At 69.8% G+C, this 22006-nt stretch carries 24 protein-coding genes, 1 tRNA gene, 2 pseudogenes and 2 riboswitches; of the genes and pseudogenes, 9 read left to right on the forward strand and 18 right to left on the reverse strand.

Annotated elements, in window-relative coordinates:
* Positions 1-108: 108 nt before the first annotated feature.
* Positions 109-489 (reverse strand): hypothetical protein, encoded by a 381-nt coding sequence (locus tag ALI22I_RS15905; protein ID WP_077006258.1) that lies wholly within the window; start codon positions 487-489, stop codon positions 109-111.
* A gap of 24 nt (positions 490-513) precedes the next feature.
* On the reverse strand, positions 514-1392 hold the full coding sequence (locus ALI22I_RS15910) for an alpha/beta fold hydrolase (RefSeq protein WP_238598386.1): 879 nt from the start codon (positions 1390-1392) through the stop codon (positions 514-516).
* Between the two features lie 193 nt (positions 1393-1585).
* Here ALI22I_RS15910 and ALI22I_RS55595 point away from each other — a divergent pair.
* A pseudogene (locus ALI22I_RS55595) lies at positions 1586-1741 on the forward strand (IS701 family transposase); the annotation flags it as partial.
* Positions 1742-1821: 80 nt separating this feature from the next.
* Positions 1822-1965: a hypothetical protein gene (locus ALI22I_RS50875; protein ID WP_179118250.1), complete on the forward strand. Its 144-nt coding sequence runs from the start codon at positions 1822-1824 to the stop codon at positions 1963-1965.
* A 24-nt stretch (positions 1966-1989) separates the two neighbouring features.
* On the opposite strand, the gene ALI22I_RS15915 is transcribed toward ALI22I_RS50875, so the two are convergent.
* From ALI22I_RS15915 to ALI22I_RS15930, 5 genes and pseudogenes are all read right to left on the reverse strand, one after another.
* Entirely contained in the window at positions 1990-2646 is a 657-nt protein-coding gene (locus ALI22I_RS15915) for a nucleotidyl transferase AbiEii/AbiGii toxin family protein (protein WP_202970988.1), read from the reverse strand.
* Positions 2646-3017 carry a transcriptional regulator gene (locus ALI22I_RS15920; RefSeq protein ID WP_238598393.1) on the reverse strand — a complete coding sequence of 124 codons (372 nt, stop codon included), beginning with the start codon at positions 3015-3017 and terminating at the stop codon, positions 2646-2648. Before ALI22I_RS15920 ends, ALI22I_RS15915 begins: the two co-directional genes overlap by 1 nt.
* Positions 3018-3023: 6 nt before the next feature.
* A pseudogene (locus tag ALI22I_RS54685) lies at positions 3024-3167 on the reverse strand (helix-turn-helix domain-containing protein); the annotation flags it as partial.
* A 162-nt stretch (positions 3168-3329) separates the two neighbouring features.
* A tRNA-Leu gene (locus ALI22I_RS15925) sits at positions 3330-3403 on the reverse strand.
* 84 nt (positions 3404-3487) lie between these two features.
* The gene (locus ALI22I_RS15930; RefSeq protein ID WP_077006260.1) at positions 3488-3769 is read right to left on the reverse strand and encodes a metal-sensitive transcriptional regulator; all 282 of its coding nucleotides are present in this window, start codon (positions 3767-3769) and stop codon (positions 3488-3490) included.
* A 272-nt stretch (positions 3770-4041) separates the two neighbouring features.
* Between ALI22I_RS15930 and ALI22I_RS15935 the strand changes: the two genes are divergently transcribed.
* On the forward strand, positions 4042-4383 hold the full coding sequence (locus ALI22I_RS15935) for a histone-like nucleoid-structuring protein Lsr2 (protein ID WP_077006261.1): 342 nt from the start codon (positions 4042-4044) through the stop codon (positions 4381-4383).
* A 55-nt stretch (positions 4384-4438) separates the two neighbouring features.
* Here ALI22I_RS15935 and pabB read toward each other — a convergent pair whose 3' ends face one another.
* Together pabB and ALI22I_RS15945 are read right to left on the reverse strand one after the other, a co-directional pair.
* Positions 4439-6457 carry an aminodeoxychorismate synthase component I gene (pabB, locus tag ALI22I_RS15940; RefSeq protein WP_077006262.1) on the reverse strand — a complete coding sequence of 673 codons (2019 nt, stop codon included), beginning with the start codon at positions 6455-6457 and terminating at the stop codon, positions 4439-4441.
* 123 nt (positions 6458-6580) lie between these two features.
* Positions 6581-7168 (reverse strand): hypothetical protein, encoded by a 588-nt coding sequence (locus ALI22I_RS15945; RefSeq protein ID WP_077006263.1) that lies wholly within the window; start codon positions 7166-7168, stop codon positions 6581-6583.
* Between the two features lie 78 nt (positions 7169-7246).
* Here ALI22I_RS15945 and ALI22I_RS15950 point away from each other — a divergent pair, with 78 nt between their 5' ends.
* The 4 genes from ALI22I_RS15950 (at position 7247) to ALI22I_RS15965 (ending at position 11073) form a co-directional block, all read left to right on the forward strand.
* Complete coding sequence (locus ALI22I_RS15950; RefSeq protein ID WP_238598387.1) at positions 7247-8467, forward strand: metallophosphoesterase; 1221 nt, start codon at positions 7247-7249, stop codon at positions 8465-8467.
* 98 nt (positions 8468-8565) lie between these two features.
* A complete protein-coding gene (locus tag ALI22I_RS15955) occupies positions 8566-9765 on the forward strand; it encodes a type III PLP-dependent enzyme (RefSeq protein ID WP_077006264.1) in 1200 nt (399 codons plus the stop codon).
* 55 nt (positions 9766-9820) lie between these two features.
* Positions 9821-10234: an adenosylmethionine decarboxylase gene (speD, locus tag ALI22I_RS15960; RefSeq protein ID WP_077006265.1), complete on the forward strand. Its 414-nt coding sequence runs from the start codon at positions 9821-9823 to the stop codon at positions 10232-10234.
* The gene (locus tag ALI22I_RS15965; protein ID WP_077006266.1) at positions 10231-11073 is read left to right on the forward strand and encodes a spermidine synthase; all 843 of its coding nucleotides are present in this window, start codon (positions 10231-10233) and stop codon (positions 11071-11073) included. The genes speD and ALI22I_RS15965 overlap by 4 nt, the downstream gene beginning before the upstream one ends.
* Before the next feature lie 193 nt (positions 11074-11266).
* On the opposite strand, the gene ALI22I_RS15970 is transcribed toward ALI22I_RS15965, so the two are convergent.
* Positions 11267-13327 (reverse strand): S9 family peptidase, encoded by a 2061-nt coding sequence (locus tag ALI22I_RS15970; RefSeq protein WP_077006267.1) that lies wholly within the window; start codon positions 13325-13327, stop codon positions 11267-11269.
* Between the two features lie 126 nt (positions 13328-13453).
* On the opposite strand from ALI22I_RS15970, the gene ALI22I_RS15975 reads away from it, so the two are divergent.
* Positions 13454-14137, forward strand: coding sequence for a COG4315 family predicted lipoprotein (locus tag ALI22I_RS15975; RefSeq protein WP_077006268.1), 684 nt, complete (start codon positions 13454-13456; stop codon positions 14135-14137).
* Positions 14138-14224: 87 nt separating this feature from the next.
* Here the strand turns inward: ALI22I_RS15975 and glyA are convergent, their stop codons facing one another.
* From glyA to ALI22I_RS16010, 8 genes are all read right to left on the reverse strand, one after another.
* Positions 14225-15490: a serine hydroxymethyltransferase gene (gene glyA, locus ALI22I_RS15980; RefSeq protein WP_077006269.1), complete on the reverse strand. Its 1266-nt coding sequence runs from the start codon at positions 15488-15490 to the stop codon at positions 14225-14227.
* 13 nt (positions 15491-15503) lie between these two features.
* On the reverse strand, positions 15504-16604 hold the full coding sequence (gcvT, locus tag ALI22I_RS15985; RefSeq protein ID WP_077006270.1) for a glycine cleavage system aminomethyltransferase GcvT: 1101 nt from the start codon (positions 16602-16604) through the stop codon (positions 15504-15506).
* A gap of 110 nt (positions 16605-16714) precedes the next feature.
* Positions 16715-16810: riboswitch (glycine riboswitch) on the reverse strand.
* 1 nt (position 16811) lies between these two features.
* Positions 16812-16905, reverse strand: a riboswitch (glycine riboswitch).
* Between the two features lie 62 nt (positions 16906-16967).
* Entirely contained in the window at positions 16968-17270 is a 303-nt protein-coding gene (locus ALI22I_RS15990) for a DUF3817 domain-containing protein (protein WP_077006271.1), read from the reverse strand.
* A gap of 15 nt (positions 17271-17285) precedes the next feature.
* Complete coding sequence (locus ALI22I_RS15995) at positions 17286-17687, reverse strand: hypothetical protein (protein WP_077006272.1); 402 nt, start codon at positions 17685-17687, stop codon at positions 17286-17288.
* Between the two features lie 120 nt (positions 17688-17807).
* Entirely contained in the window at positions 17808-18296 is a 489-nt protein-coding gene (locus ALI22I_RS16000; RefSeq protein WP_077006273.1) for a transcriptional regulator, read from the reverse strand.
* A 191-nt stretch (positions 18297-18487) separates the two neighbouring features.
* Positions 18488-18649, reverse strand: a complete 162-nt coding sequence (locus ALI22I_RS50880) for a hypothetical protein (protein WP_179118251.1) — start codon at positions 18647-18649, stop codon at positions 18488-18490.
* A gap of 427 nt (positions 18650-19076) precedes the next feature.
* The gene (locus ALI22I_RS16005) at positions 19077-20201 is read right to left on the reverse strand and encodes a CaiB/BaiF CoA transferase family protein (RefSeq protein WP_077006274.1); all 1125 of its coding nucleotides are present in this window, start codon (positions 20199-20201) and stop codon (positions 19077-19079) included.
* Positions 20201-21325, reverse strand: coding sequence for an acyl-CoA dehydrogenase family protein (locus ALI22I_RS16010; protein WP_443216942.1), 1125 nt, complete (start codon positions 21323-21325; stop codon positions 20201-20203). The genes ALI22I_RS16005 and ALI22I_RS16010 overlap by 1 nt, the downstream gene beginning before the upstream one ends.
* Positions 21326-21510: 185 nt before the next feature.
* Between ALI22I_RS16010 and ALI22I_RS16015 the strand changes: the two genes are divergently transcribed.
* The gene (locus ALI22I_RS16015; protein WP_077006276.1) at positions 21511-21954 is read left to right on the forward strand and encodes a GNAT family N-acetyltransferase; all 444 of its coding nucleotides are present in this window, start codon (positions 21511-21513) and stop codon (positions 21952-21954) included.
* Positions 21955-22006: the final 52 nt, after the last annotated feature.

Genomic DNA, 22006 nt, shown 5'->3' on the forward strand with positions numbered 1-22006 from the left:
ACCGCGGCAATGCCGAATCCGGGGACTTCAGCGACGCGCGCAGCAACTCCCGGTACTCGTCGACCATCGCGATGATGGTCGACTGATCGAAATCGAGGCTGTTGAACTTCACGACGCCCACCATGTCCCCGGTCGGGTCCGGGTCGAATTCCCACAGGTTGCCGTCCGGGGTTCCGAGGTGTCGACGGACGACATCAGGCGCCGACGGAGCGCCGTGTAGCGGATATCGCCGATGCCCTCTGCTTCCAGTTCCGACGGAAACCGGGAGATCTGGAACGCGGTGACGACGCTGTTCACATTGATGGTCGTGCTTCGCATCAGTTCCGGTGCGGACTGGGCGATGATGTCGTTGAACGGCAGGTCGTGGGAGTACGCCTGGAGCAACGCGGTCCGGGTCCGGTGCACCAGGATCGAGCCGCCGCCAACGGGACCGACGCCGCACGCGCTCCGCTCCCGCCGCTCAGCCTGCGCCGTGACCTGCAACGTCACGATGAAGAAGGCTCGATGAAATGATCAGAGCGCGAGCATCGCCGCGGCGATCTCATCGGCGGACGCGGCGGGGATCGCGGTCGAGGCCCTTTCCAGCACGAGCAGCCGCGCGCCGGGGATCTCGCGCGCGAGCGCCTCGCCGTTGCCGAGCGGGAAGAACGGGTCGTGACGACCGTGCACCACGAGTGCCGGTATCGCGAGTTCGGGCAGGCGCTCGCGCCAGCGCGGCTCGCAGTCGAGCCTGGAGAACACCATGCCCAACTGGTTGGCCATGGTGATCGCGGGTTGCGTGCTCGGCATGCGGTCGAAGATGCGCTCGGCGGTCGTGCGTGCCGCAGCGGGGTCGTTGCCGAGGATCTCCGCGCCGGCGGCGGCGAACTCCGCCACGGCGGCGCGGTCGGACCAGTCGGGCATCGGCAGTGCGAACCGCCGGCCCATCGTCGCCGGGTCGTGGTCGGGCAGGTCGTCGTCGACCGGGCCCGGTGCGACGGACCGCGTCCCGACGAGGGTGAGCGCCGAGAACGCGTCCGGGTGGTCGAGCGCGGCGACCTGGACGACCATCCCGCCGACGTAGACGCCCGCCAGGTGCGCGGGCCGGTCGTCGAGTCCGCGGGCGAGCGCGGCGGCGTCGGCGGCGAGGTCGCGCAGCGTGTACGCCGGTGCCTCGGGGTCGACGGTTGTCGACGTGCCGGAGTCGCGCAGGTCGTAGCGCACGACGTGACGTCCGCCGCGAGCGAGTGCCTCGCAGAGCGCGTCGGGCCAGGAGAGCATGGTCGGGCCGCCCGCGAGCAGCACCAGTGGCGCCGCCGCATCGCCGAAGTGCTCGACCCCGAGCGTGACGCCTTCGGGTGTGCGGAACGAGTCGACCGTCGAGTGCATCGCCAACCTCCAGGGCAGCTGCATGATCACGACCACGCTACCGCGCGAAGCCCTCGACGTCTGGCCGCGTTGGCACCGACGCTGCGTGACGCTGTGACCGCCGCCGGGTGGAAGGCATTCGTGAATCGTCGACGGGACGTTGCTGCGCATCGACCGCGTGGGGATGGCATCTGGTCGGAGACCGGCCGCACTGCTCCGGGAAGCACAAATGCCACATACCGGCGAGTTGGCCTACTACTACTGCCACATACCGACCGGGCAGCCGGTCACGCCGATGACACTCGTCCGTGTCGCGTGTTCGCGGTCGCCGGTCGAGGAAGGTTTCGAGTCGGCAAAGACCACTTCGGACTCGACCACTCCCAGACCTCGTTGCCGTACATCGCCACGGACATCTGCCGCGTCCGTCGGCGCGGATCACGGCGAGCGCTCCCCCCGCCTCACAACCGCGCCGCCGTGGTCCCAGAAGGTGTCCTGGCCGACCAGCTCCACCGGGTGCAGGCCCCGTATCCCAAGTTGCTGAAACCAGGTAAAGCAAAGCCCGCGGCGACGTTCATCTTCAACGGGTACGCGGAAGTCCCGCTGTTGTTGAAGGGCTGAAGCGCCCGAGTCTACAAAGGATGATCAACCAGCGAGGTCGTCGACCAGCTCGACGGCCCAGCTCGCGAAGAACGACCGAAGTTCCGACACTCGGTCACCGGGGACGGGGAGTTCGCTGTCCTCGAAGCGGGACAGCGTTCCGAGCATCTGCGCGAAGACCGCCGTGTCGAACCCCGTGTCGACTTCGGCGGCGCGGGCGAGCAGCAACTCTTTGCCGTAACGCCGAACGAGCGCGTAGACGTCTGTGAAGTCACGGGCTTCCGCACGATCGAACAGGGCGAGCGTCTTACGACCGGCCAGCTCCTCCAGGTCAAACGTCGGACCGATGAAGCCGGCCGTGGGAGGCCTGCTGGGAGGTGTGTCCAGAGCCAGGTCGACCACGAGCGAATCCGGCCCGGAAACCACCAGCCGGCAGAACGTCACCCCGTCCCGCACTCGCCGCACAGACCAGCCCCGCTCTTGCGCAGCCGTTTCGAAGGCGTCACGAGTGGCGACAACATTTCCGCTGTCGGGGCCTGCGAAGAAGCCCAAGTGCTGCGTGGGCCGGTCGGTCAAGGCTTGAGCCACCAGTGCCGCACCTCCGGCGAGCAGGAACCCCTCGCTCTCCACCAGACCGAAGAACAGCCTGGCCACCTCCACCTGGAAGTCGGTCAAGCCCTCCGGTGACGACTCGTCAGGCATTACGCGGCCTCTGCCGCGACACGACCGACAACCGACGACCAAGCGGCTCGGATGTCACGAGGAAGGACGAGTTCGTCCCACAAGTCGACGAGCAGAGCACCGTCCACGTATGTGATCACGTCCTCCGGACCACCCTCGCGAAGCACGATCTCGTAGACGCGCGCCCGTTCGGACCGGTTGGCCAGGTTGAACCGCCGCCCCGGCGCAGACCAGTTCAAGTGGACAGGCAGGGTCACGGCGGAAAAAGCCCGATCCACCGGAAGCCGAGGAAGCTCGCTCAACGTGAAGACCGCACGACCACGCGAGGTCACGTGCTCGACCACCCGCGGCACGGGCACGACCGCCAGCTCGTGACCCGCTTCAGCCAACAACCGCCCCAACGTGTCCGCCGTAGGCGACTTCCGTCCGTGTTCATATGCGGACAGCGTCGGCCGCGAAGTACCTGCTCGACGTGCGAGTTCCTCTTGACTGAGCCCCGCAGCGCGCCTCGCCCGGACAAGCATCTCCGCCATATCCGCCATTGCCACCCCTCAGTGACGTATCCGAAGGGATACGGTACGCCGTCAGTTCACCGGCGACAACGCGCACCGGGTCCGGCACCCGACGAGCCGGCAAGGCGGTAACGAGTTCGGCCCCCGACCGGAAGAGCACCGGTCAGGGGCCGAGTTGGATGAATCGCGATGTGCCCCCGGTGCGACTCGAACGCACACTGGACGGATTTTGAGTCCGCTGCCTCTGCCGATTGGGCTACGGGGGCCGGCGGGAGCACTCTACTGGATCAGGTTGCCCGGCCGCCGTGTGGGTCCCCTGGTTCGGGGGACGGCGGCCGGGCGCGTGGGGGTCAGGAGCGGACCAGGCGGCCGATTGCGGCGGAGGCTTCGGCGATCTTCTCGTCGGCTACCTCGCCTCCTTCGGCCACGGCCTGTGCCACGCAGTGCTTCAGGTGCTCGTCGAGCAGACCCAGGGAGACCGCCTGCAGCGCCTTGGTGGCCGCGGAGATCTGGGTCAGCACGTCGATGCAGTAGTCGTCGTTCTCCACCATCCGCTGGAGGCCGCGGACCTGCCCCTCGATGCGGCGCAATCGCTTGAGGTACGCGTCCTTGTCCGCCGTGTAACCGTGCATCGCTCCCGACCTTCCCTACCCTGGGCGGGTATCCGACTCCAGGATAGGCCACTCGACCGGGTGTGACCGGCACCACGGGGTGACGGCTTCGGGACCTCCCATTTCAGCCGGTGCGGTTTAGGGCGGGAAATGACCCGTCCGGGGGCATCAGTCACATTTTCATCGCGAAAGGTTAGGCGATATTCCTCTCGTGCACTATGGTGTCGAACCAAGCGTGTGGCGCAGAACAAGTCGAGGGCAGCACGCGCTATGCGAGCACACACGGAGGAACAGTGGCACAGCAGACCGTCGTCCAACTCATCGACGACCTCGACGGCAGCGAAGCCGCCGAGACCGTGACCTTCGCGCTGGACGGTGTGGAGTACTCCATCGACCTCTCCAAGGACAATGCGGACAAGCTCCGCGAGTCCCTGGCCGACTTCGTCGCCAAGGCGCGCCGGGCTGGTGGCCGCAAGCAGCGCAAGGGCACCGGTAAGAGCACGGTAAAGGCAGGCGACAAGGCCCAGGCCCAGCGCATTCGGGACTGGGCGCGCGAGCAGGGCCACCAGATCTCCGACCGCGGCCGCATTCCCCAGGGCCTGGTCGTGCAGTTCCAGGAAGCGCACGCTTCCTGACGCGAGTCGTTTTCCCCTGCGGTGGACCTCACCTACCGCAGGGGAAAACCGCAGGTCAGACCACGGTGGTGCGACCTGGGAAGTCGACGCCGAGCAGCCTGAGCAGGGCAGTCGCCTTGACCGCGGTCTCCTCGAATTCCTCCTCGGGGTCGGACAGCGCGATGACCGCGCCCCCCACCCCGAAACTCACCTTGTCCCGGTCCACCACCAGCGTCCTGATGACGATGCTGAAGTCGGCCGTTCCGGACAGGGAGAAGTAACCGAGCGCCCCGGAGTAGACACCCCTGGGCCCGGCTTCCAGCCCGTCGATGATCTGCATTGTCCGGATCTTGGGCGCACCCGTCATGGACCCGCCCGGGAACGCCGCCCTAACCACGCGTGCGGCGGAACTACCGGAACGCAGTCGGGCCCGAACGGTGCTGACGAGCTGGTGCACTGTCGCGTAGCTCTCCACCTCGAAGATCCTGGGCACCTCGACGCTGCCGACTTCCGCGCAATGGCCCAGATCATTGCGGACCAAGTCCACGATCATGAGGTTCTCGGCGCGGTCCTTCGCGCTGGTGGCCAAGGCCGTGCGCAAAGCCTCGTCCTCGGCGGCGGTCGCACCGCGGGGTCGTGTCCCCTTGATTGGCTCGGATTCGACGACGCCCTGTCGGTCGACCCGGATGAACCGCTCGGGTGAAGTGCTGAGCACGCGGAGCGCACCGAAACGGAGCAACGCCCCGAACGGCGCCGGGCTTTCCGCGCGCAGGAACCGGTAGGCGTCCCAGGGATCGACCGCGCCGCGCCACGTCACCGTGTTCGTCAGGCACACCTCATAGCTCTCGCCCGCCGTGATGGCCTCCTGACAAGCCGCCACCAGCTTCAGGTAGTGCGCACGGCTGTGCCGCGACCGCACGAAGTCCGCGCGGGCCGGTGTGGGTGGGGCTACGGGTGGCGCGGTGAAATCGCGCAGGAATTCGGCCGTTCGGCCCAACCAGCCGTCGTCGTCGGACAACGCCAACAGGTAGACGCACCGGGAAAGGTGGTCGAAAACCAGGGCCCGGTCGGCGAACACGAATGCCGCGTCGGGCTGCTCCGAACGGTGTGCCGCCACCCCGCCGCATTCGGCCTTCAGCTCGTACCCGAGGTAACCGACCCAGCCGAGCGCGAACTCGAACGGCACCTCCGGCGGTGCCACCCGCCACGCCGCCAGGTCGGCCTCCAGCCAGTCGAAGAACGGTCCGGGGTGCGTCACCCCGTCCACCGTCACCTCGCCGGCCCACACGTCGTACGTGGCCACGCGCGCCAGCGGCCCGCCGGCGTCCCCCATCACGGAGAACCGGCCCCGTTCACCGACGAGGCTGCTGTCCAGCCAGAACGCGTCACGGGACGCCCCGTACAGGGCCGCGTACACGTCCTCGGGTGACGGGTGCACGTCCACGCGCCGCACCAGCACCTCACGAGCGGGGGGAACGGCAGCGGGCACCGGGAGCGGGGGGACCGAGGTCACGGCGGCGGCCGCGTCGGTCAGGTCGCGGAAGTTGGCCAGCAGCTGGTGGCCGTGCGACGTGCACACCGACTCGGGGTGGAACTGCACGCCCCAGGCGGGCCGCGACCGGTGCCGCACGCCCATCAGCACGTCGTCCGAAGCCGTCCACGCGATCGGCTCCAGCGACGGGGGCAGGTCGGACACGGCCAGCGAGTGGTACCGCACCACGGGCAGCGGCGACGGCAGGCCGGCGAACACGTCCACCCCGGTGTGCCGCACCAGGTCCACCACCCCGTGCCGGGGCGGGACCAGCCCCACCGACGCGCCGTGCGCCAGGCACAGCCCCTGGTGGCCCAGGCACACCCCGAGCAGCGGGATCTCGGCCTGCTCGATCACCGCCCGGCACAGGCCGAAGTCGGCCGCGTTCTGCGGCCGACCCGGTCCCGGCGAGATCACCACGTTGTCGAACCGCCGCAGGTCGGCCAGCCGGAACCGCGGGTCGTCGTTGGTGATGACGACCGGCTCGCGCCCGTTCACCTCGGCCAGGTACTGGAAGAGGTTGAAGGTGAACGAGTCGTAGTTGTCGATCAGCAGGGTCCGCATGGCACACAGCACGGTACCTGCACGAACACCCGAATGGAGTACCCCGGATCGAACAAGGCTGAGAGGCCGGCGAAACCGAAGAGGCCGGGCAACAGCTGCCCGGCCTCCCCGTCCCTCCCCGACTCAGTCCAGGTGGAACTTCGGGTCCCCGGCGATCGCCGCGAGTTGCTGCGGCGTCAGCGGCAGTTCGGCCAACGCCGGGTGGCCGGAGTTCGGGTACTCCCTGGACTGGGCCACGATCACCAGGGTGCCGTCCTCGTGCCGGAAGAAGGCGGCCTGTTCCATGCCGTCCTCCGCGCTGTTCGCCGTGACGACGGCGACCTCCTTGCCGCCGGCGTCGACCACGTCGCACCGACCGTCACCGGTCACCGGGTACGGCCGGCTGATCGCCGACCCGCAGCCCGGCAGACCCTTGACCTGCGTGTTGCCCTTGGTCTCGACCTGGATCCACAGCTCCCCGACGCCCGGCGCGCCGGCGCGCACCACCGCCGCGTAGGCCATGTACTCCCAGACCTCCAGATCACCGGCGGCGTACTCGGAGAACTGCGACTGGGTGCGCGTCATCGGCCCGTAGTCCTCGAAGCCGATCCGGGTCTTGTCCTCGGCCTTCACCCCGGTCGGCAACGACGACACCAGGTTGTTGAGCACCGCGACGCCCTTGTCCGCCCGCGGCCCGCTGGTCGCGATCCGGTCGGTCTGCCCGTTCGGCAACGGGGTGGGGCCCAGGGGGTTGCACGGCTGTTTCGAGATTCGTGGAAACTGGTGTCACCACCACCTGGGAGGCCCCGCTTGTTCTTCTTCGTGCTGTTCGCCGTCGTGATGGGCGCGGCCCACTACTACATCTGGAAGCGGGCCGTCCGGGACACGACCGGCCCCGGTCGCGGCCGTCGGATCGGCACGGCGGTGGTGCTGTTCCTCTACCTGTTGGTGATGGCCGCCCTGTCGGTGAGCAGGCTGGGGTCGCGGCTCGGCGACGCGGTGGCGTGGTCGGGGTTCATCTGGCTGGCGGGCGCGTTCTACTTCGCGTTGATCCTGGGTGTGCTGGAGATCCCGCGGCTGCTGCTGGTCCGCTCGGCGCGCAGGCACGAGGTGCCGGTCGCGGTGGGCGCGCCGGACGCGGCGGTGGAGACGCCCGAGGCCACGCCGGCACCCGAAGCGCAGCCGGTGGACCCGAGCCGACGGTTGTTCATCGCACGGTCGCTCGCCGTCGCGGGCGGCGTGGCCACGGCGGGCGTCGTCACCCACGGCGCCACGCAGGCGTTGGGCGACCCGGTGCTCAAGCGGGTGCCAGTGACGCTGGGCAAGCTCGACCAGCGGCTGTCCGGCTACCGGATCGCGGTGGTGAGCGACATCCACCTCGGGCCGCTGCTCGGCCGCGCGCACACCGAGCGGATCGTGCGGATGATCAACGGCCAGCAGGTGGACCTGGTGGCGATCGTGGGCGACCTGGTCGACGGCACGGTGGCCGAGCTGGGTGAAGCGGCGGCTCCGCTGCGCGATCTGGTGAGCACGCACGGCAGTTTCTTCGTCACCGGCAACCACGAGTACTACTCGGGCGCCGAGCCGTGGTTGGCGGAGCTGGAGCGGCTCGGCGTCAACCCGCTGCGCAACGAGCGGCTGACGATCGAACGGGCCGGCGCGTCGTTCGACCTGGCGGGCGTCACCGACGTCACCGGTGCGGACTTCGAGGACGGTCCCGATTACGCCCGCGCGCTCGACGGCCGCGACACGTCGACGCCGGTGGTGTTGATGGCGCACCAGCCGGTGCAGGTCCGCGAGGCCGCCAAGCACGGTGTGGACCTGCAACTGTCCGGGCACACGCACGGCGGCCAGATGTTCCCGTTCCACCTCGCGGTCGGCTTGCAGCAGCCGGTGCGCAGCGGGCTGGAGACCGTCGACGGCACCCAGGTCTACACCACCAACGGCGTCGGGTTCTGGGGTCCGCCGGTGCGCGTCGGCGCGGCGCCGGACATCACCGTCGTGGAGCTGCGTCACAAGTTCGCCGGCTGATAGCGCATTTTTCGCCTTCACCGCCTAGAGTGGACCGCCGTGCCTGATGACGGTCAGACCGTGCCTGTTCACGGTTGCGGAGGGGGACCCCTAGCGAGATGACGAAGAGCTTTGCCGACCAACGGCTTCGCGAGGCAACAGCTCGTATCCGTCGTTTCCTGGACCATGAGCAACCGGACACCCCCTGTCTGGTCATCGACCTGCCGACCGTGCGCGACCGGTTCCACGCCATCCGCGCGGCACTGCCGCAGGTGGGCATCTTCTACGCGGTGAAGGCGAACCCCACGCCCGAAGTGGTCGGACTGCTGGCCGCCGAGGGCGCCTGCTTCGACGTGGCCAGCCCCGCCGAGATCGACCTGTGCCTGGAGCGCGGCGCCGCGCCGGAGGCGATCTCGTACAGCAACCCGATCAAGAAAGCGCGGGACATCGCCTACGCCTACGGGCGTGGGGTGCGACTGTTCGTGTCCGACAGCGAACAGGACGTGCGCGCGCTCGCCGAGCACGCGCCCGGCGCGTCGGTGCTGCTGCGGATTCTGGTCAACAGCAAGGGTTCCACCTACCCGTTCGGCAAGAAGTTCGGCTGTTCGCCCGAAATGGCGACGGATCTCCTGCGGTCGGCCGCCGAACTCGGTCTGGTTCCGCTGGGTGTGGCATTCCACGCCGGGTCGCAGCAACTGGACCCGAGCGGCTGGGACGGCGCGATCGCCGACGCCGCGGTGATCACCGCGAAGCTGCACGCCGAAGGGCTTTCGCTGACCACGGTCAACCTGGGTGGCGGCCTGCCCGCGGGCTACCTGACGCAGCCGCCGCCGTTGGCCGAGTACGCCGCGGCCATCACCGCGTCGATCACCCGTCACTTCGGCGCCCTCCCGGACGGCTGCCGTGCGCCCGAGGTGATGATCGAGCCCGGACGCGCTATCGTGGCTGAGGCAGGCGTGATCCGCTCCGAAGTGGTGCTGGTGTCGCGGAAGTCCTATTCGGACGAACGCCGCTGGGTGTTCCTCGACATCGGCCGCTACGGCGGCCTGGCCGAGACCGAGGGCGAGGCGATCGCGTACCCGCTGGTGCCGAGCCGGGACGGTGCGCCGTTCGGCGGGGTGCCGGTCGGCCCGGTGGTGCTGGCCGGTCCGACGTGCGACGCGGACGACGTCCTGTACCAGAAAACGTGCTACGAGTTGCCGTTGGAGTTGCGCGCGGGCGACTACGTCGACCTGATCGGCGCGGGCGCCTACACGGCCAGCTATTCGTCGGTGGCGTTCAACGGCTTCCCGCCGCTGGCCACCCACTGCGTGCGATGAGCGCGCCCCCGGTTGTCCGTTGCAGTGCACCTCCTGAAGATGTTTGGAGTGATTGATGTCCGAACTCCCGTGCGAAACCGAGCCCGTGGGCTTGTTCGCAGGACAGCACGTGCTCGCCGAGCTCGAAGGCGTGAGCCCAGAACTGTTGGACGACGAACAGTTCCTGCGACACGCGCTCGGTGAAGCGCTCACCCAGGCTGATGCCACGGTGTTGGAGGTGGTCTCCAAGCAGTTCGAGCCGCAAGGGGTCACCGTGCTGGCCCTGTTGTCGGAGTCGCACGCGTCCATCCACACCTATCCGGAAGTCGGAGCGGTGTTCGTGGACGTGTTCACCTGCGGCACGCGCGCCAAGCCCGCGCTCGCGGTGCAGTTGCTGGCCCAAGCGCTGGGAGCTGCGTCGGCACGGACGGACATGGTCAGCCGGGGCCACCGCGTCCCCGCGTTCATCGGTGAGGAGAAGGCGTCTTGATCCGCGAACCGCTCGCGGCCGGTATGACCAGGCACTGGGACGTGTCCGAGGTCGTGGTCGACACCCGGACCGAGTTCCAGCACCTGGTGATCGCCCGTACCGCACAAGGGTTGTCGCTGTTCTGCGACGACGACCGGCAGAGCACCGAGTTCAGCCAGTTGACCTACCACGAGGCCCTGATGGCGCCGGCGCTGCTGCTCGCCGACCGCGTCGACCGGGTGCTGGTCATCGGGTCCTCGGAGGGCGTGGTGTGCCAGATGGCGGTGGCGGCGGGCGCTTCGGTGGTCGACCACATCGACATCGACGCGCAGGCCGTGCGGCTGTGCGCCGAGCACCTGCCTTACGGGTACACGGTGGAGGAGTTGGCGCTCGCCGAGAAGGGCGAGGGCGCGATCCGCGTCCAGTACATCGACGGTTACGAGTACATCCGCACCACCTCCGAGCGTTACGACATCGTCCTGGTGGACCTGCCGGACGAGCGCGAGGAGGAGGCGCAGCACAACCGCCTGTACGGCGCGGAGTTCCTGGCCCTGTGCAAGGCGCTGCTCACGCCGGGTGGCGTCGTGGTGTCCCAGGCGGGCTGCCAGACGATGTGGCGCAACACCACGCTGATCCGCATGTGGCAGCGGTTCAACGAGGTGTTCGGCACGGTGGCTTACTACGGCTCGGACGAGCACGAGTGGGCCTACCTGTTCGGGCGCGCCGACGAGGTGGCCGACCCGACCGCGTTGATGGTCGAACGGCTGCCGGAGTGCGGCTACCAGCCGGAGACGATCGACGACCTGGCCTTGGTCGGCAACTCGATCCCGCCGTACCTGGTGCGCCACTCGCCGGCCTGAGATCCGCTTGATCGGGGCCGTCCTACCTCCGGGCAGGACGGCCCCGCTGCGTGTTCTGAGCGTTCAACTCGGGTGTTCTGAACGTTGGACACGCGCGTTCTGAACGTTGGACACGCGTGTTCCGAACGTTGGACACGCGTGTTCCGAACGTTGGACACGCGTGTTCTGGGCGTTGGACACGCGGGGGTGGGGGTTAGGCGAGGGCGCGGTGGAGGAAGTCGACCTGGAGCAGGAGGAGGTTTTCGGCCACCTGCTCCTGGGGGGTCATGTGGGTCACGCCGGAGAGCGGTAGGACGGTGTGGGGGCGGCCTGCGGCGAGGAGCGCCGATGAGAGGCGCAGGGTGTGGGCGGCCACCACGTTGTCGTCCGCCAGGCCGTGCACGATCATCAGCGGGCGCTCCAGCTTCGGGGCGTCGGCGATGAGCGAGTTCGAGTCGTAGACGTCGGGCTGGTCGGCCGGGTGGCCGAGGTAGCGCTCGGTGTAGTGGGTGTCGTAGAGCCGCCAGTCGGTGACCGGCGCGCCGGCGATGCCCGCGTGGAACACGTCCGGACGGCGCAAGACGGCCAACGCCGCCAGGTAGCCGCCGTAGGACCAACCGCGGATGCCCACCCTGGTGAGGTCGAGGTCGGGTTCCTGCGCGGCGACCGCGTGCAGGGCGTCGACCTGGTCGTCGAGGGTGGCGCCGGCGAAGTCGAACGCGATCTCCCGCTCCCACGCCGGACCACGACCGGGCGTGCCGCGACCGTCCACCACCAGGACCGCGAAGCCCTGGTCGGCCAGCCACTGCGACGTCAGGTAGGCGTTGCGCGCCGAGATCACGCGCTGCGCGTGCGGGCCGCCGTACGGGTCCAGCAGCACCGGCAGCTTCACGCCCGGCACGTGGTCGCGCGGGAACAGCAGCGCGGCCCGCAGGTCGCGGTCGCCGACGGTCATCAGCCGTACTTCCGGCGTGAGCACCGGGGTTTCGGCGAACGTGCCGATCTCACCGCCGGTGGACACCGTCACCTTCGGCCCGAAGTGGTCCATCGACGAACGGGCCAGCACCAGCACGCCGCCCGCGCGGGTCGCGCCGTGCACACCGTCCTCTGTGGACAGTCGGGTGATGTTGTCCCCCGTCACCAGGAAGACGTGCGTCTGGGTCGGGTCGTCGGTGGACGCGGTGACCAGGACGCCGTCCTCGGCCACGTCCACCACCGACCGCACCTGGAAGCCGTCCGGGGTCCACGCGCGGTCGCCGACGACGAGCCGGTTCGCGTCACCGATCGGCAGCACGCGCAGCAGTTCGCCGTCCGGCGTCCAGGCCGGCGTCCCGGGGACGATCTCCAGCCAGTGCGGGTCGGTGTCGTCGGCCACCACGTCGGCCGCGCCGGTCTCGACGTCCACCGCCAGCACCTGCACGCGGCGCTGGTCGCGGGACTGGACTTGGAGCAGCGGCTTGCCGTGCGAAGACCACGACACCGCGCTCAGGTACGGGAACGCGTCGTGGTCCCACGCCACGTCCACCCGACCGGCGCCGAAGACCGCCACCCCGACCACGGCGTTGGCCTCGCCCGCGGCCGGGTACGCGATCTCGGCGGCGGGCGTGCCGGGGTTCGCCGGGTCGGCGATGTGCCAGCGCGGCACCGGCGCGTTGTCCACCCGGGCCGCCAGCACGTGCTCGCCGTCCGGGGAGAACCAGTACCCCCGGAAGCGGCTCATCTCCTCGGCCGCGATGAACTCCGCCAGACCCCAGGTGACGTCCGGCCCGTCCGGTGAGGCGACCACCCGGTCCGCGCCGGTCTCCAGGTCCACGACGTGCAGCGCGCCGTCCGCCACGTAACCGACCTTGCGGCCGGTCGGGTCCAGGCGCGGATCGATCACCGCACCCGTCACCGGCAGCTCCCGCACCGCGCCGCCGGCGAGTTCGACCACGAACAACCTGCCGGACAACGCGAACGCCGCCTGCCGCACGTCACTGTCGGTGGAGTAGCCGACGATGCCCGCCGCCGACTCACGGGTGCGCTCGCGGCGCGCCCTCTCCTCCGGGGACAGGTCCTCGGGGTCGGTCAGCAGGGTGCTCGGGTCGGCCAGCAGCGTCTCGGTCCGGGTGGCGGTGTCGAACGCCCACAGGCCGTTGGCCCGGCTCGTGGCCGTGGCGGTGCGGAGGAAGTACACCTTGGCGCCGTCCGGTGCCGCGGTGAAGGTCCTCGGCGCGCCGAGGGTGAACCGCTGGGTGCGCGCGTGCTGGCGCGGGAAGGAGATCTCGTTGCCCACCCGGACACCCTACGGGGGTCGCGACCCACCCCTGTCTTGGTTCACGTCTTTGAGCCGACCTGAACCGCACCGCCAGGAGGGCCGTAGTTGTCGGTGGAGCGACAGACGGACCAAGGAGGAGTGAGTGTGATCCGACGAAACCGAATCGCCATCGCCGTCGCGGGCGGCATGGCAGCCGTGCTCGCGCTGGTCATGTGGACATCCAACGCCACCGGCCTGCAGGGCAAGACGGTCGCGCAGACCGAGCAGGTGGGGGCCGCGGCCCAGGGCGACTACGGAGACGTCCAGGAGCCCTTGGCCCCTCCGACCAGCGAAGAAGCAGCGGCGCCCGTCGAGGACGCCCCGGTCGAGGTGCCCGCCGCCGAAGCGCCGGAGGGCCAGGCGGCGCCGGCGCCGTCCGGTCCCCAGGTGACGCTGGTGGGCAAGAGCGTGCCGAAGATGGGCGACGTCGTGCAGGATGGCGACGGCCGGACGCTGTACCGGTTCGACAAGGACACGCCGGACCCGGCGAAGTCCAACTGCGAGGGTCAGTGCGCCGTGACGTGGCCGCCCGTGTTGTCCAACGGCGCGCCGCAGTTGCAGGGCGTGGACCCGGCGCTCGTTTCGACGGTGAAGCGGGCCGATGGCACCGAGCAGGTCACCCTGGACGGCTGGCCGCTCTACACCTACTCGAAGGACGAGGCGCCGGGCCAGTGGAAGGGCCAGGGTGTCGGCAACACCTGGTTCGTGGTGCAGCCCAACGGCAAGCGCAACGTGGAGTGCCTGCCCGCGGGGGTGACCGTGCCGCCGGCGCCGCCGGCCAAGTCGTAGTCCACTGTGGAATGCCCTGATCCCCCGGCCTGGGGTTGGCCGGGGGATTTGGGCGTTGTGCAGTGGGCCGCTATTCCGTGTCGTCGTTCACAGCGTGGGGTACAGCGGGTGCTTGGCGGCCAGCACCTCGACCCGCGCCCGCAGCTCCGCCAGGTCCGGCGACGCCTGCAACGCCGCCGCGATGACGTCCGCCACCTCGGTGAAGTCCGCCGCACCGAACCCGCGCGTGGCCAGCGCCGGCGTGCCGATGCGCAGGCCGGAGGTCACCATCGGCGGACGCGGGTCGTTCGGCACCGCGTTGCGGTTGACCGTGATCCCCACCTCGTGCAACCGGTCCTCGGCCTGCTTGCCGTCCAATTCGGACGCCACCAGGTCGACCAGCACCAGGTGCACGTCCGTGCCGCCGGTGAGCACCTTCACCCCCACCGCCGCGGCGTCCGGCTGGGACAGTCGGTCGGCGAGGATCTTCGCGCCCTCGACCGTGCGCCGCTGCCGGTCGGCGAACTCCGGTGACGCGGCGTGCTTGAACGCCACCGCCTTGCCCGCGATCACGTGCTCCAGCGGGCCGCCCTGCTGGCCGGGGAACACCGCAGAGTTGATCTTCTTCGCCAGGTCGGCCTCGTTGGTGAGGATCACACCGCCGCGCGGACCGCCGAGGGTCTTGTGCGTGGTCGTGGTCACGACGTGCGCGTGCGGCACCGGGCTCGGGTGCAGCCCGGCCGCCACCAGACCGGCGAAGTGCGCCATGTCGACCATCAGGTAGGCGCCCACCGAGTCGGCGATGCGGCGGAACTCGGCGAAGTCGAGCTGACGCGGGTAGGCCGACCAGCCCGCCACGATCAGCTTCGGCTGGTGTTCCAGCGTCAGCCGCTCGACCTCGGCCATGTCGACCCGGCCGTCTTCCTCCGAGACGTGGTAGGGCACCACGTTGTAGAGCTTGCCGGAGAAGTTGATCCGCATGCCGTGCGTGAGGTGCCCGCCGTGCGCCAGGTCCAGGCCCAGGATCGTGTCGCCCGGCTGGAGCAGGGCGAACATCGCGCACGCGTTGGCCTGCGCGCCCGAGTGCGGCTGCACGTTGGCGAAACCGGCGCCGAACAGGTCCTTGACCCGCTGGATCGCCAGCCGCTCGATCACGTCGACGTTCTCGCAGCCGCCGTAGTAGCGGCGGCCGGGGTAGCCCTCGGCGTACTTGTTGGTCAGCACCGACCCCTGCGCCTGGAGCACCGACACCGGCGTGAAGTTCTCCGAGGCGATCATCTCCAGCGTGCTCTGCTGCCGGCGCAACTCGGCGGCCACGGCGTCCGCGACCTCCGGGTCGAACTCCGCGAGGGAGGTGTTGAAGTGCTCGGACATGTGTGGGTCTCCCTTACGAAGAGCGCTTGTAGAAGGGCAGTGCGACGACTTCGACCGGCTCGCGCTTGCCGCGGACGTCCACCGACAGCTCGGTGCCGGGCTCGGTGTTGCCGACGGCGACGTACGCCATCGCCACCGAGTACCCCAGGGTCGGCGACAGGGCACCGCTGGTGACCTCGCCGATGACGTTGCCCGTCGCGTCCAGCACCGGGTACCCGTGCCGGGGCGCGCGGCGTGAGGCGGTCTTCAGGCCGACCAGCTTGCGGTCCGGCCCCTGTTCGGCGACGGCGGCCAGGGCGTCGCGGCCGATGAAGTCGCCCGGCTTGTCGAGCTTCACCACCCGGCCGAGGTTGGCGTGGAACGGCGTGCTGTCGCGGCCCAGCTCGTTGCCGTACAGCGGCATGCCCGCCTCCAGCCGCAACGTGTCGCGGCAGCCCAGGCCGGCGGGCTTGAGGTCGTGCGGCGCGCCGGCCGCCAGCAGGGCCTGCCAGACGTGCGCGGCGTCGTCCGGCGCGACGAACAGCTCGAAGCCGTCCTCACCGGTGTAGCCGGTGCGGGCGAGCAGCACCGCCTTGCCGGCCACCTCGGTCGGGTACGACGCGTAGTACTTCACCGTGGCCAGGTCGGTGGGCGTGAGGCCTTCGAGGATCGCGGTGGCCTTCGGGCCCTGCACGGCGAGCAGCGCGTAGTCGGTCGACTTGTCCGCGACGGTCGTGTCGAAGCCCTTCGCCCGCGCCACCAGCGCCTCGTGCACGACGGCGGCGTTGGAGGCGTTCGCGACGACCAGGTACTCCAGTTCACCGGTGCGGTAGACGATCAGGTCGTCGATCACACCGCCGTCGGCCTCGCAGATCATCGTGTAGCGGGCGCGGCCGACGCCGATCGCGGACGCGTGGCCGACCAGGGCGTGGTCCAGCGCGGCGCCCGCCTCGGGGCCGGTGAGCACGATCTCACCCATGTGGGTCAGGTCGAACAGGCCCGCCGAGGTGCGCACCGCGTGGTGCTCGGCCAGCTCGCTGTCGTAGCGCAGCGGCATCCGCCAGCCCGCGAAATCGGTGAACATGGCGCCCAGCGCCTCGTGCTCGGCGTGCAGGGGCGTGCGGCGGCTTTCCATCAGGCGGGGTCCTCCCTGGGTGCGGACATGCCGGTAGCGCCGACCGGTCGGGTCGGCGGAAGCGTACGAAGGATGACACGGTCCATCGGAGACTCCTCGTCGAGTGAGCCTCCCCCTCTGTTCATGAGCCTGAGAGCTTCGCCGCCGGATGAGGGCGGCTTGCACCGTGGGCGAGGCGCCGCGAACACGCCTGCTTTCCAGAGTTGCCTTCGTCGGGCGGTAGCTGTGCCTGAGAGATTCCGGGGAGGAGTTGCTCCTTCGGCGCCCCAGGCGGTGCTGAGGACTCTCCCGCGCGACATCGACGGCCGTGTTCAGTTGGTACCGCCAGACGCTAGGCGTGCCCGGGGACGGGGTCAAGCCTGGTCACAGGCTCTTCTCGGCCCGGACGCTCTCGACCACCCGGCGCTCGGCGTAGAACGACACGAACGGGATGGTGCCCGCGAGCAGCACCAGGGCGGTGCCCTTGATCGACCAGCGGGCCTTGAGCGCCAGGTCGACGGTGATCACCAGGTACACCGCGTACAGGAAACCGTGGATCGGGCCGACGACCTGCATCATGCCCTCGTTGCCGCCCGCGTACTTGGCGATCATCGCGACCACGAGCAGCAGCAGGCCGACGCCGACCACGTAAGCCATGAACCGGAACCTGGTCAACGCGCCGCTCATCGCCCTACCTTCGCCTCACCGCTGGTCCCGCGCGTGGAGTTGGGCGAGCATGCGGTTGTAGGCCGCGAGCTCGTCGTCCTCGTCGTCGTGCGCGGGTGCTCTGACGGGCTCAACGGTAACGACCGGCTTCGACGGCGCGGCCACCGGCTCCGGCGCGGCCTCGTGCGCGCCCGCAGCCGCGGCCTCGGCGGCTTCCTCGGCCTTGCGTCGCGCGTCCAGCCTGCGGATGCGCCACACCATGAACGCCGGGAAGAGGCCGAACAGCGGCCACTGGAAGACGTAGCCCAGGTTCTGGAACGTGCCACCGGCCTCGGAGAACCGCTCCCACTGCCAGTAGGCCAGGCCGCAGCAGACGACGAGTGCCGCCAGGCACACGGCCCCGACGGCCAGGCGCTGGGGAGTGAAGAGGCCTTGCACGCCTTCAAGAGTACTGCGCCAGGGCTTGGGCTCCCCGCACGGGAGCCCACCCCTCGAAGGTGAGGGCTCCGCTACCGCAGGAGCCCGCCCCGACTCGGTTGCCCGACTACTCGTCCCGACTCAGGCCACGCCGTCCCGGCGTTGCCTCTGCAACCTGGCCACGCACCAGGCCGCCGCGCTACCCCGACGCAGGTGCTGGAGCACCGTCATCGGGCCGAGACGACGACCGAGGTCGGCGGGCGTGAGCCCGGCCGCCCGGTAGTCCAGAGCCCGCTGGTCCAACGGGCTGATGCCCGCGTCCCACCACTGCTCCGCCTCGGACAGGTCGCCCACCAGCTGCCAGTAGCTGGCGGCCGCGGCGAGCAGAGCCTCGGGCACCTCGGGCGCCCGCTTCCGCATCGCCGCGACGTACGCCGGATCCGCGGATTCGACCTTCACCAGGCCTCGCGGTCCGCCATTCGCCCGCTGCACGGGGATCCCCGGCGCGGACGGTGGTGCCTCCGCGAGCCACGCGTCCTTGATCCGGTTCACCTCCTGCAGCTCGGCGTCGTCCGAGCGCTCAGCCGCCCACTGCCTCAGCAGCTCGTCGACTCCGGAGTCCTCGACCATTCTGCCTCCTCGTCGGTCGAAGATCAGCCAATGCGACGCACCGTATTAGCGGGTACCGACAACCGCTAGACCCTGGTTTGTCAAAAACCCTGTTACCAGGGCGTTATAGCCCTCATTCCACCCGTACGGTGCAACGCCGACGGCTGGCAACTACCGGGTGTAACCGCATTGAGCGGACTTCGTCGGGTCCGCTAGGCGAAGAGGCTGCGGACGAAGGTGATGATCGACTCGGCGCCGGACTGGAGCCACCCGAGCGCGGTCCTCACCCCGTCGGCGGACTCGTTCGGCTGGGTGATCAGGAGGAACAGCACCAGCGCGACCGCCGCCAGTGTCACCACCTTCTTGACGTTCACTGATCGGTCTCCGTCCGTATCACAGGGCAGGGGCGGCCTGATGCCGCTCCGGTCGGGTCACCCGACATGGTCCCTCATTCACCCGGATGATGACCGTGGAACCCCCTGTCATCGCTCGACCGGCGGCATGGACGGCCACCCAACCGTGCCTGGGCCGCCCTGGTTGTCACCCGATCGGACGATCAAGGGGACCCACGGTCCCGCCGATCACCAAGGTACGGGCCACTCGCCCCTCCCCCAGCACGGACACCGAGGTCTTCAGACACCCTCAGCTCCTCGTAGCCCCTCACCTGATTGCGCTGGCTCACGCACTGAGCGTGACAAAGGCCGATGGCGGCCGCCACTCATTTCCTGTACCCCTTCAGGTGGATTTTTTGCGCCTTTTTCTGATCACCGCAGGTTTACTTGCCAGTAGGTCGGGCGCGGGTCAGCCGATCACTCCGGACCCCCGCAGGTCGGCGATCTCGTCCTCCCCCAGCCCCAGCTCGGCCAACACCTCCACCGTGTGCGCACCGACCACGGGCGGCGGGCCCGGCACGGACGCGGGCGTCCGCTCGAACCGGGGCGCCGGGGCGGGCTGCGCCACCCCGTCGACCTCGACGAACGTCCCCCGTTCCACGTTGTGCGCGTGCTCGGGCGCCTCACCGGGCGCCAGCACGGGCGCGAGGCACGCGTCCGTGCCCTCGGCCAGCGCCGCCCACTCGTCCCGGGTCCGGGTGGCCACCGCCGCGCCGATGCGGGCCCGCAGCTCCGGCCAGTTCGCCGGGTCGTGCCGCGCCGGCAGCCCGGCGTCGGCCAGCCCCAGCACCGCCAGCAGCTCGGCGTAGAACTTCTCCTCCAGCGCCCCGATGCTGACGAACCGGCCGTCCGCGGCCTCGTACACGTCGTAGAACGGCGCGCCGCCGTCCAGCAGGTTCGTGCCGCGCCCACCGGACCAGGCGCCCACCGACGACATCCCGTGCAGGAACGTCGTCAGCAACGCGGCCCCGTCGACCATGGCCGCGTCCACCACCTGCCCACGCCCGGACCGCTCCCGCTCGTACAGCGCCGCCAGCACCCCCATCGCCAGCAGCAGCCCACCCCCGCCGAAGTCGCCGATGATGTTCAGCGGCACGATCGGCGGCGCGCCGGCCCGCCCGATCGGCTCCAGCGCCCCCGCGACCGCGATGTAGTTGATGTCGTGCCCGGCGCGGTCCGCCAACGGCCCGTCCTGACCCCACCCGGTCATCCGCCCGTAGACCAGCCTCGGGTTGCGGGCCAGGCAGTGCGCGGGCCCGATGCCCAGCCGTTCCGTGACGCCCGGTCGGAAGCCCTCGATCAGCACGTCGGACTCCGCGACCAGGCGGAGCACCAGCTCGGCACCTTCGGATCGGCGGACGTCCACGCCGATCGAACGCCGCCCCCGTCCCAGCAGGGGCACTTCGGTGTGGCCGCCGATCCGGTCCACCCGGATCACCGACGCGCCCAGGTCGGCCAGCACCATGCAGCCGAACGGCGCGGGCGCGAGCCCGGCCAGCTCGACGACCTTCAACCCCGCCAGCGGCCCCGGCACTAGAGCGACCTCGCGATGATTTCCTTCATGATCTCGTTCGTCCCGCCGTAGATCTTCTGCACGCGCGCGTCCGCCCAGGCACGGGCGATGGGGTACTCGGTCATGTAGCCGTAGCCGCCGAACAGCTGGACGCACTCGTCCACCACCCGGCACAGCCGCTCGGTGGCCCACCACTTCGCCATCGCCGCGGTCGGCACGTCGAGCTTGCCCGCCAAGTGCTCCAGCACGCACTCGTCCACGAACGCCCTGGTCACGCGCGCCTCGGTGGCGCACTCGGCGAGGGTGAAGCGGGTGTTCTGGAACTTGATCAGCTCCCGCCCGAACGCCGTGCGGTCCTTCACGTAGGCCAGGGTGAGGTCCACCGCCGTCTCGATGCCCGCCACCGACGCCACCGCGATGATCAGCCGTTCCTGCGGCAGCTGGTGCATGAGCTGGACGAACCCCTGGCCCTCGCCGGTGCCGAGCAGGTTCGCCGCGGGCACGTGGACGTCGTCGAAGAACAGTTCGGCGGTGTCCTGGCCCTTCAGCCCGATCTTGTCCAGCACCCGGCCGCGGCGGAACCCGGGCGCCGAGGCGGTCTCCACGACCAGCAGCGAGATGCCCGTCGCGCCCTGGCTCGGGTCGGTCTTGGCCACCACGATCACCAGGTCGGCCTGCACGCCGTTGGTGATGAACGTCTTCGAGCCGTTCAGCACGTACTCGTCGCCCTGCCGCAGCGCCCGCGTCTTGATGTTCTGCAGGTCCGAGCCGCCGCCGGGCTCGGACATGGCGATCGCGCCGACGTACTCGCCGGAGGCCATCTTCGGCAGCCAGCGCCGCTTCTGCTCCTCCGTGCCGTAGGAGTTGATGTAGTGGGCGACGATCCCGCTGTGCACGCTGTTGCCCCACGCGCTGTCGCCGCACCGCGCCTGCTCCTCCAGCAGCACGGCCTCGTGCGCGAACGTGCCGCCGCCACCGCCGTACTCCTCGGGGATGGACATGCAGAGCAGGCCCAGTTCACCGGCCTTGTTCCAGAAGTCCCGGTCCACCTGCTTCTGCGCGGCCCAGCGCTCGTGGTGGGGGACCGACTCCCTCTCGAAGAACGTCCGGGCCAGCTTGCGCAGCTGGTCCAGGTCCTCGGTCATCCATGCGGAACGGCGAGTTGGCATACCCCCGACGTTCCCACCTGGTGAGCCGGTCCGCCATGACCGTGTACGCCAGCGTGACGGCCACCAGTGAGCGCAATTGTCAGTGTTGGATGGCGCCGCCTCCGGCGTCGCGGGCTCGGTCGCCTGGAAGTCGCGACCTCGCGGTGCGTAAAACTGGTCATATGCAACTCCGGAGGCTGGGTCCCGCGGACTGGGCGACGTGGCGCGACATCCGGCTCACGGCGCTGAGCAGCGATCCCGAGGCGTTCGGCTCGGCGTTGGCCGTGGAGCGGGAGTTCGACGAGGCGCGGTGGCGTGAGCTGCTGCGGCCGGGCCACGGGGTGAACGTGGTGGCGGAAGCGCCGGAACCGGTCGCGCTGGTGGCCGGCGTGCCCCACGAAGAGCACCTGGGCGTGTTGTACCTCTACTCCATGTGGGTCAAGCCGGAGTTCCGGCGGCAGGGCATCGGCGAGGCGCTGGTGGCCGACGTGCTGGAGTGGGCGCGGGAGCACGGGTGGACGCTCGTGCGGCTGCGCGTGTTCCAGGGCAACGAGACGGCGCGGCGGCTCTACGCGCGGCTCGGGTTCGTCGGCAACGGGGAGATCATGGACCGCTTGTTGAGCTAATAAGTCACCTCGCGCGGTCATGGGCAACCACGGGCCGGCTGCCTACCGTTGA

The organism is Saccharothrix sp. ALI-22-I (assembly GCF_001984175.1).
In the GTDB taxonomy this organism is placed as follows: Bacteria; Actinomycetota; Actinomycetes; order Mycobacteriales; family Pseudonocardiaceae; genus Actinosynnema.

Coding starts and splice junctions, on each gene's coding strand:
- ALI22I_RS15910 (WP_238598386.1), bottom strand. CDS start 1,392: ATGCAGCTGCCCTGGAGGTTGGCGATGCACTCGACGGTCGACTCGTTC.
- ALI22I_RS15915 (WP_202970988.1), bottom strand. CDS start 2,646: ATGCCTGACGAGTCGTCACCGGAGGGCTTGACCGACTTCCAGGTGGAG.
- ALI22I_RS15930 (WP_077006260.1), bottom strand. CDS start 3,769: ATGCACGGTTACACGGCGGACAAGGACGCGTACCTCAAGCGATTGCGC.
- pabB (WP_077006262.1), bottom strand. CDS start 6,457: ATGCGGACCCTGCTGATCGACAACTACGACTCGTTCACCTTCAACCTC.
- ALI22I_RS15955 (WP_077006264.1), top strand. CDS start 8,566: ATGACGAAGAGCTTTGCCGACCAACGGCTTCGCGAGGCAACAGCTCGT.
- speD (WP_077006265.1), top strand. CDS start 9,821: ATGTCCGAACTCCCGTGCGAAACCGAGCCCGTGGGCTTGTTCGCAGGA.
- glyA (WP_077006269.1), bottom strand. CDS start 15,490: ATGTCCGAGCACTTCAACACCTCCCTCGCGGAGTTCGACCCGGAGGTC.
- gcvT (WP_077006270.1), bottom strand. CDS start 16,604: ATGGAAAGCCGCCGCACGCCCCTGCACGCCGAGCACGAGGCGCTGGGC.
- ALI22I_RS15990 (WP_077006271.1), bottom strand. CDS start 17,270: ATGAGCGGCGCGTTGACCAGGTTCCGGTTCATGGCTTACGTGGTCGGC.
- ALI22I_RS16000 (WP_077006273.1), bottom strand. CDS start 18,296: ATGGTCGAGGACTCCGGAGTCGACGAGCTGCTGAGGCAGTGGGCGGCT.
- ALI22I_RS16010 (WP_443216942.1), bottom strand. CDS start 21,325: ATGACCGAGGACCTGGACCAGCTGCGCAAGCTGGCCCGGACGTTCTTC.
- ALI22I_RS16015 (WP_077006276.1), top strand. CDS start 21,511: ATGCAACTCCGGAGGCTGGGTCCCGCGGACTGGGCGACGTGGCGCGAC.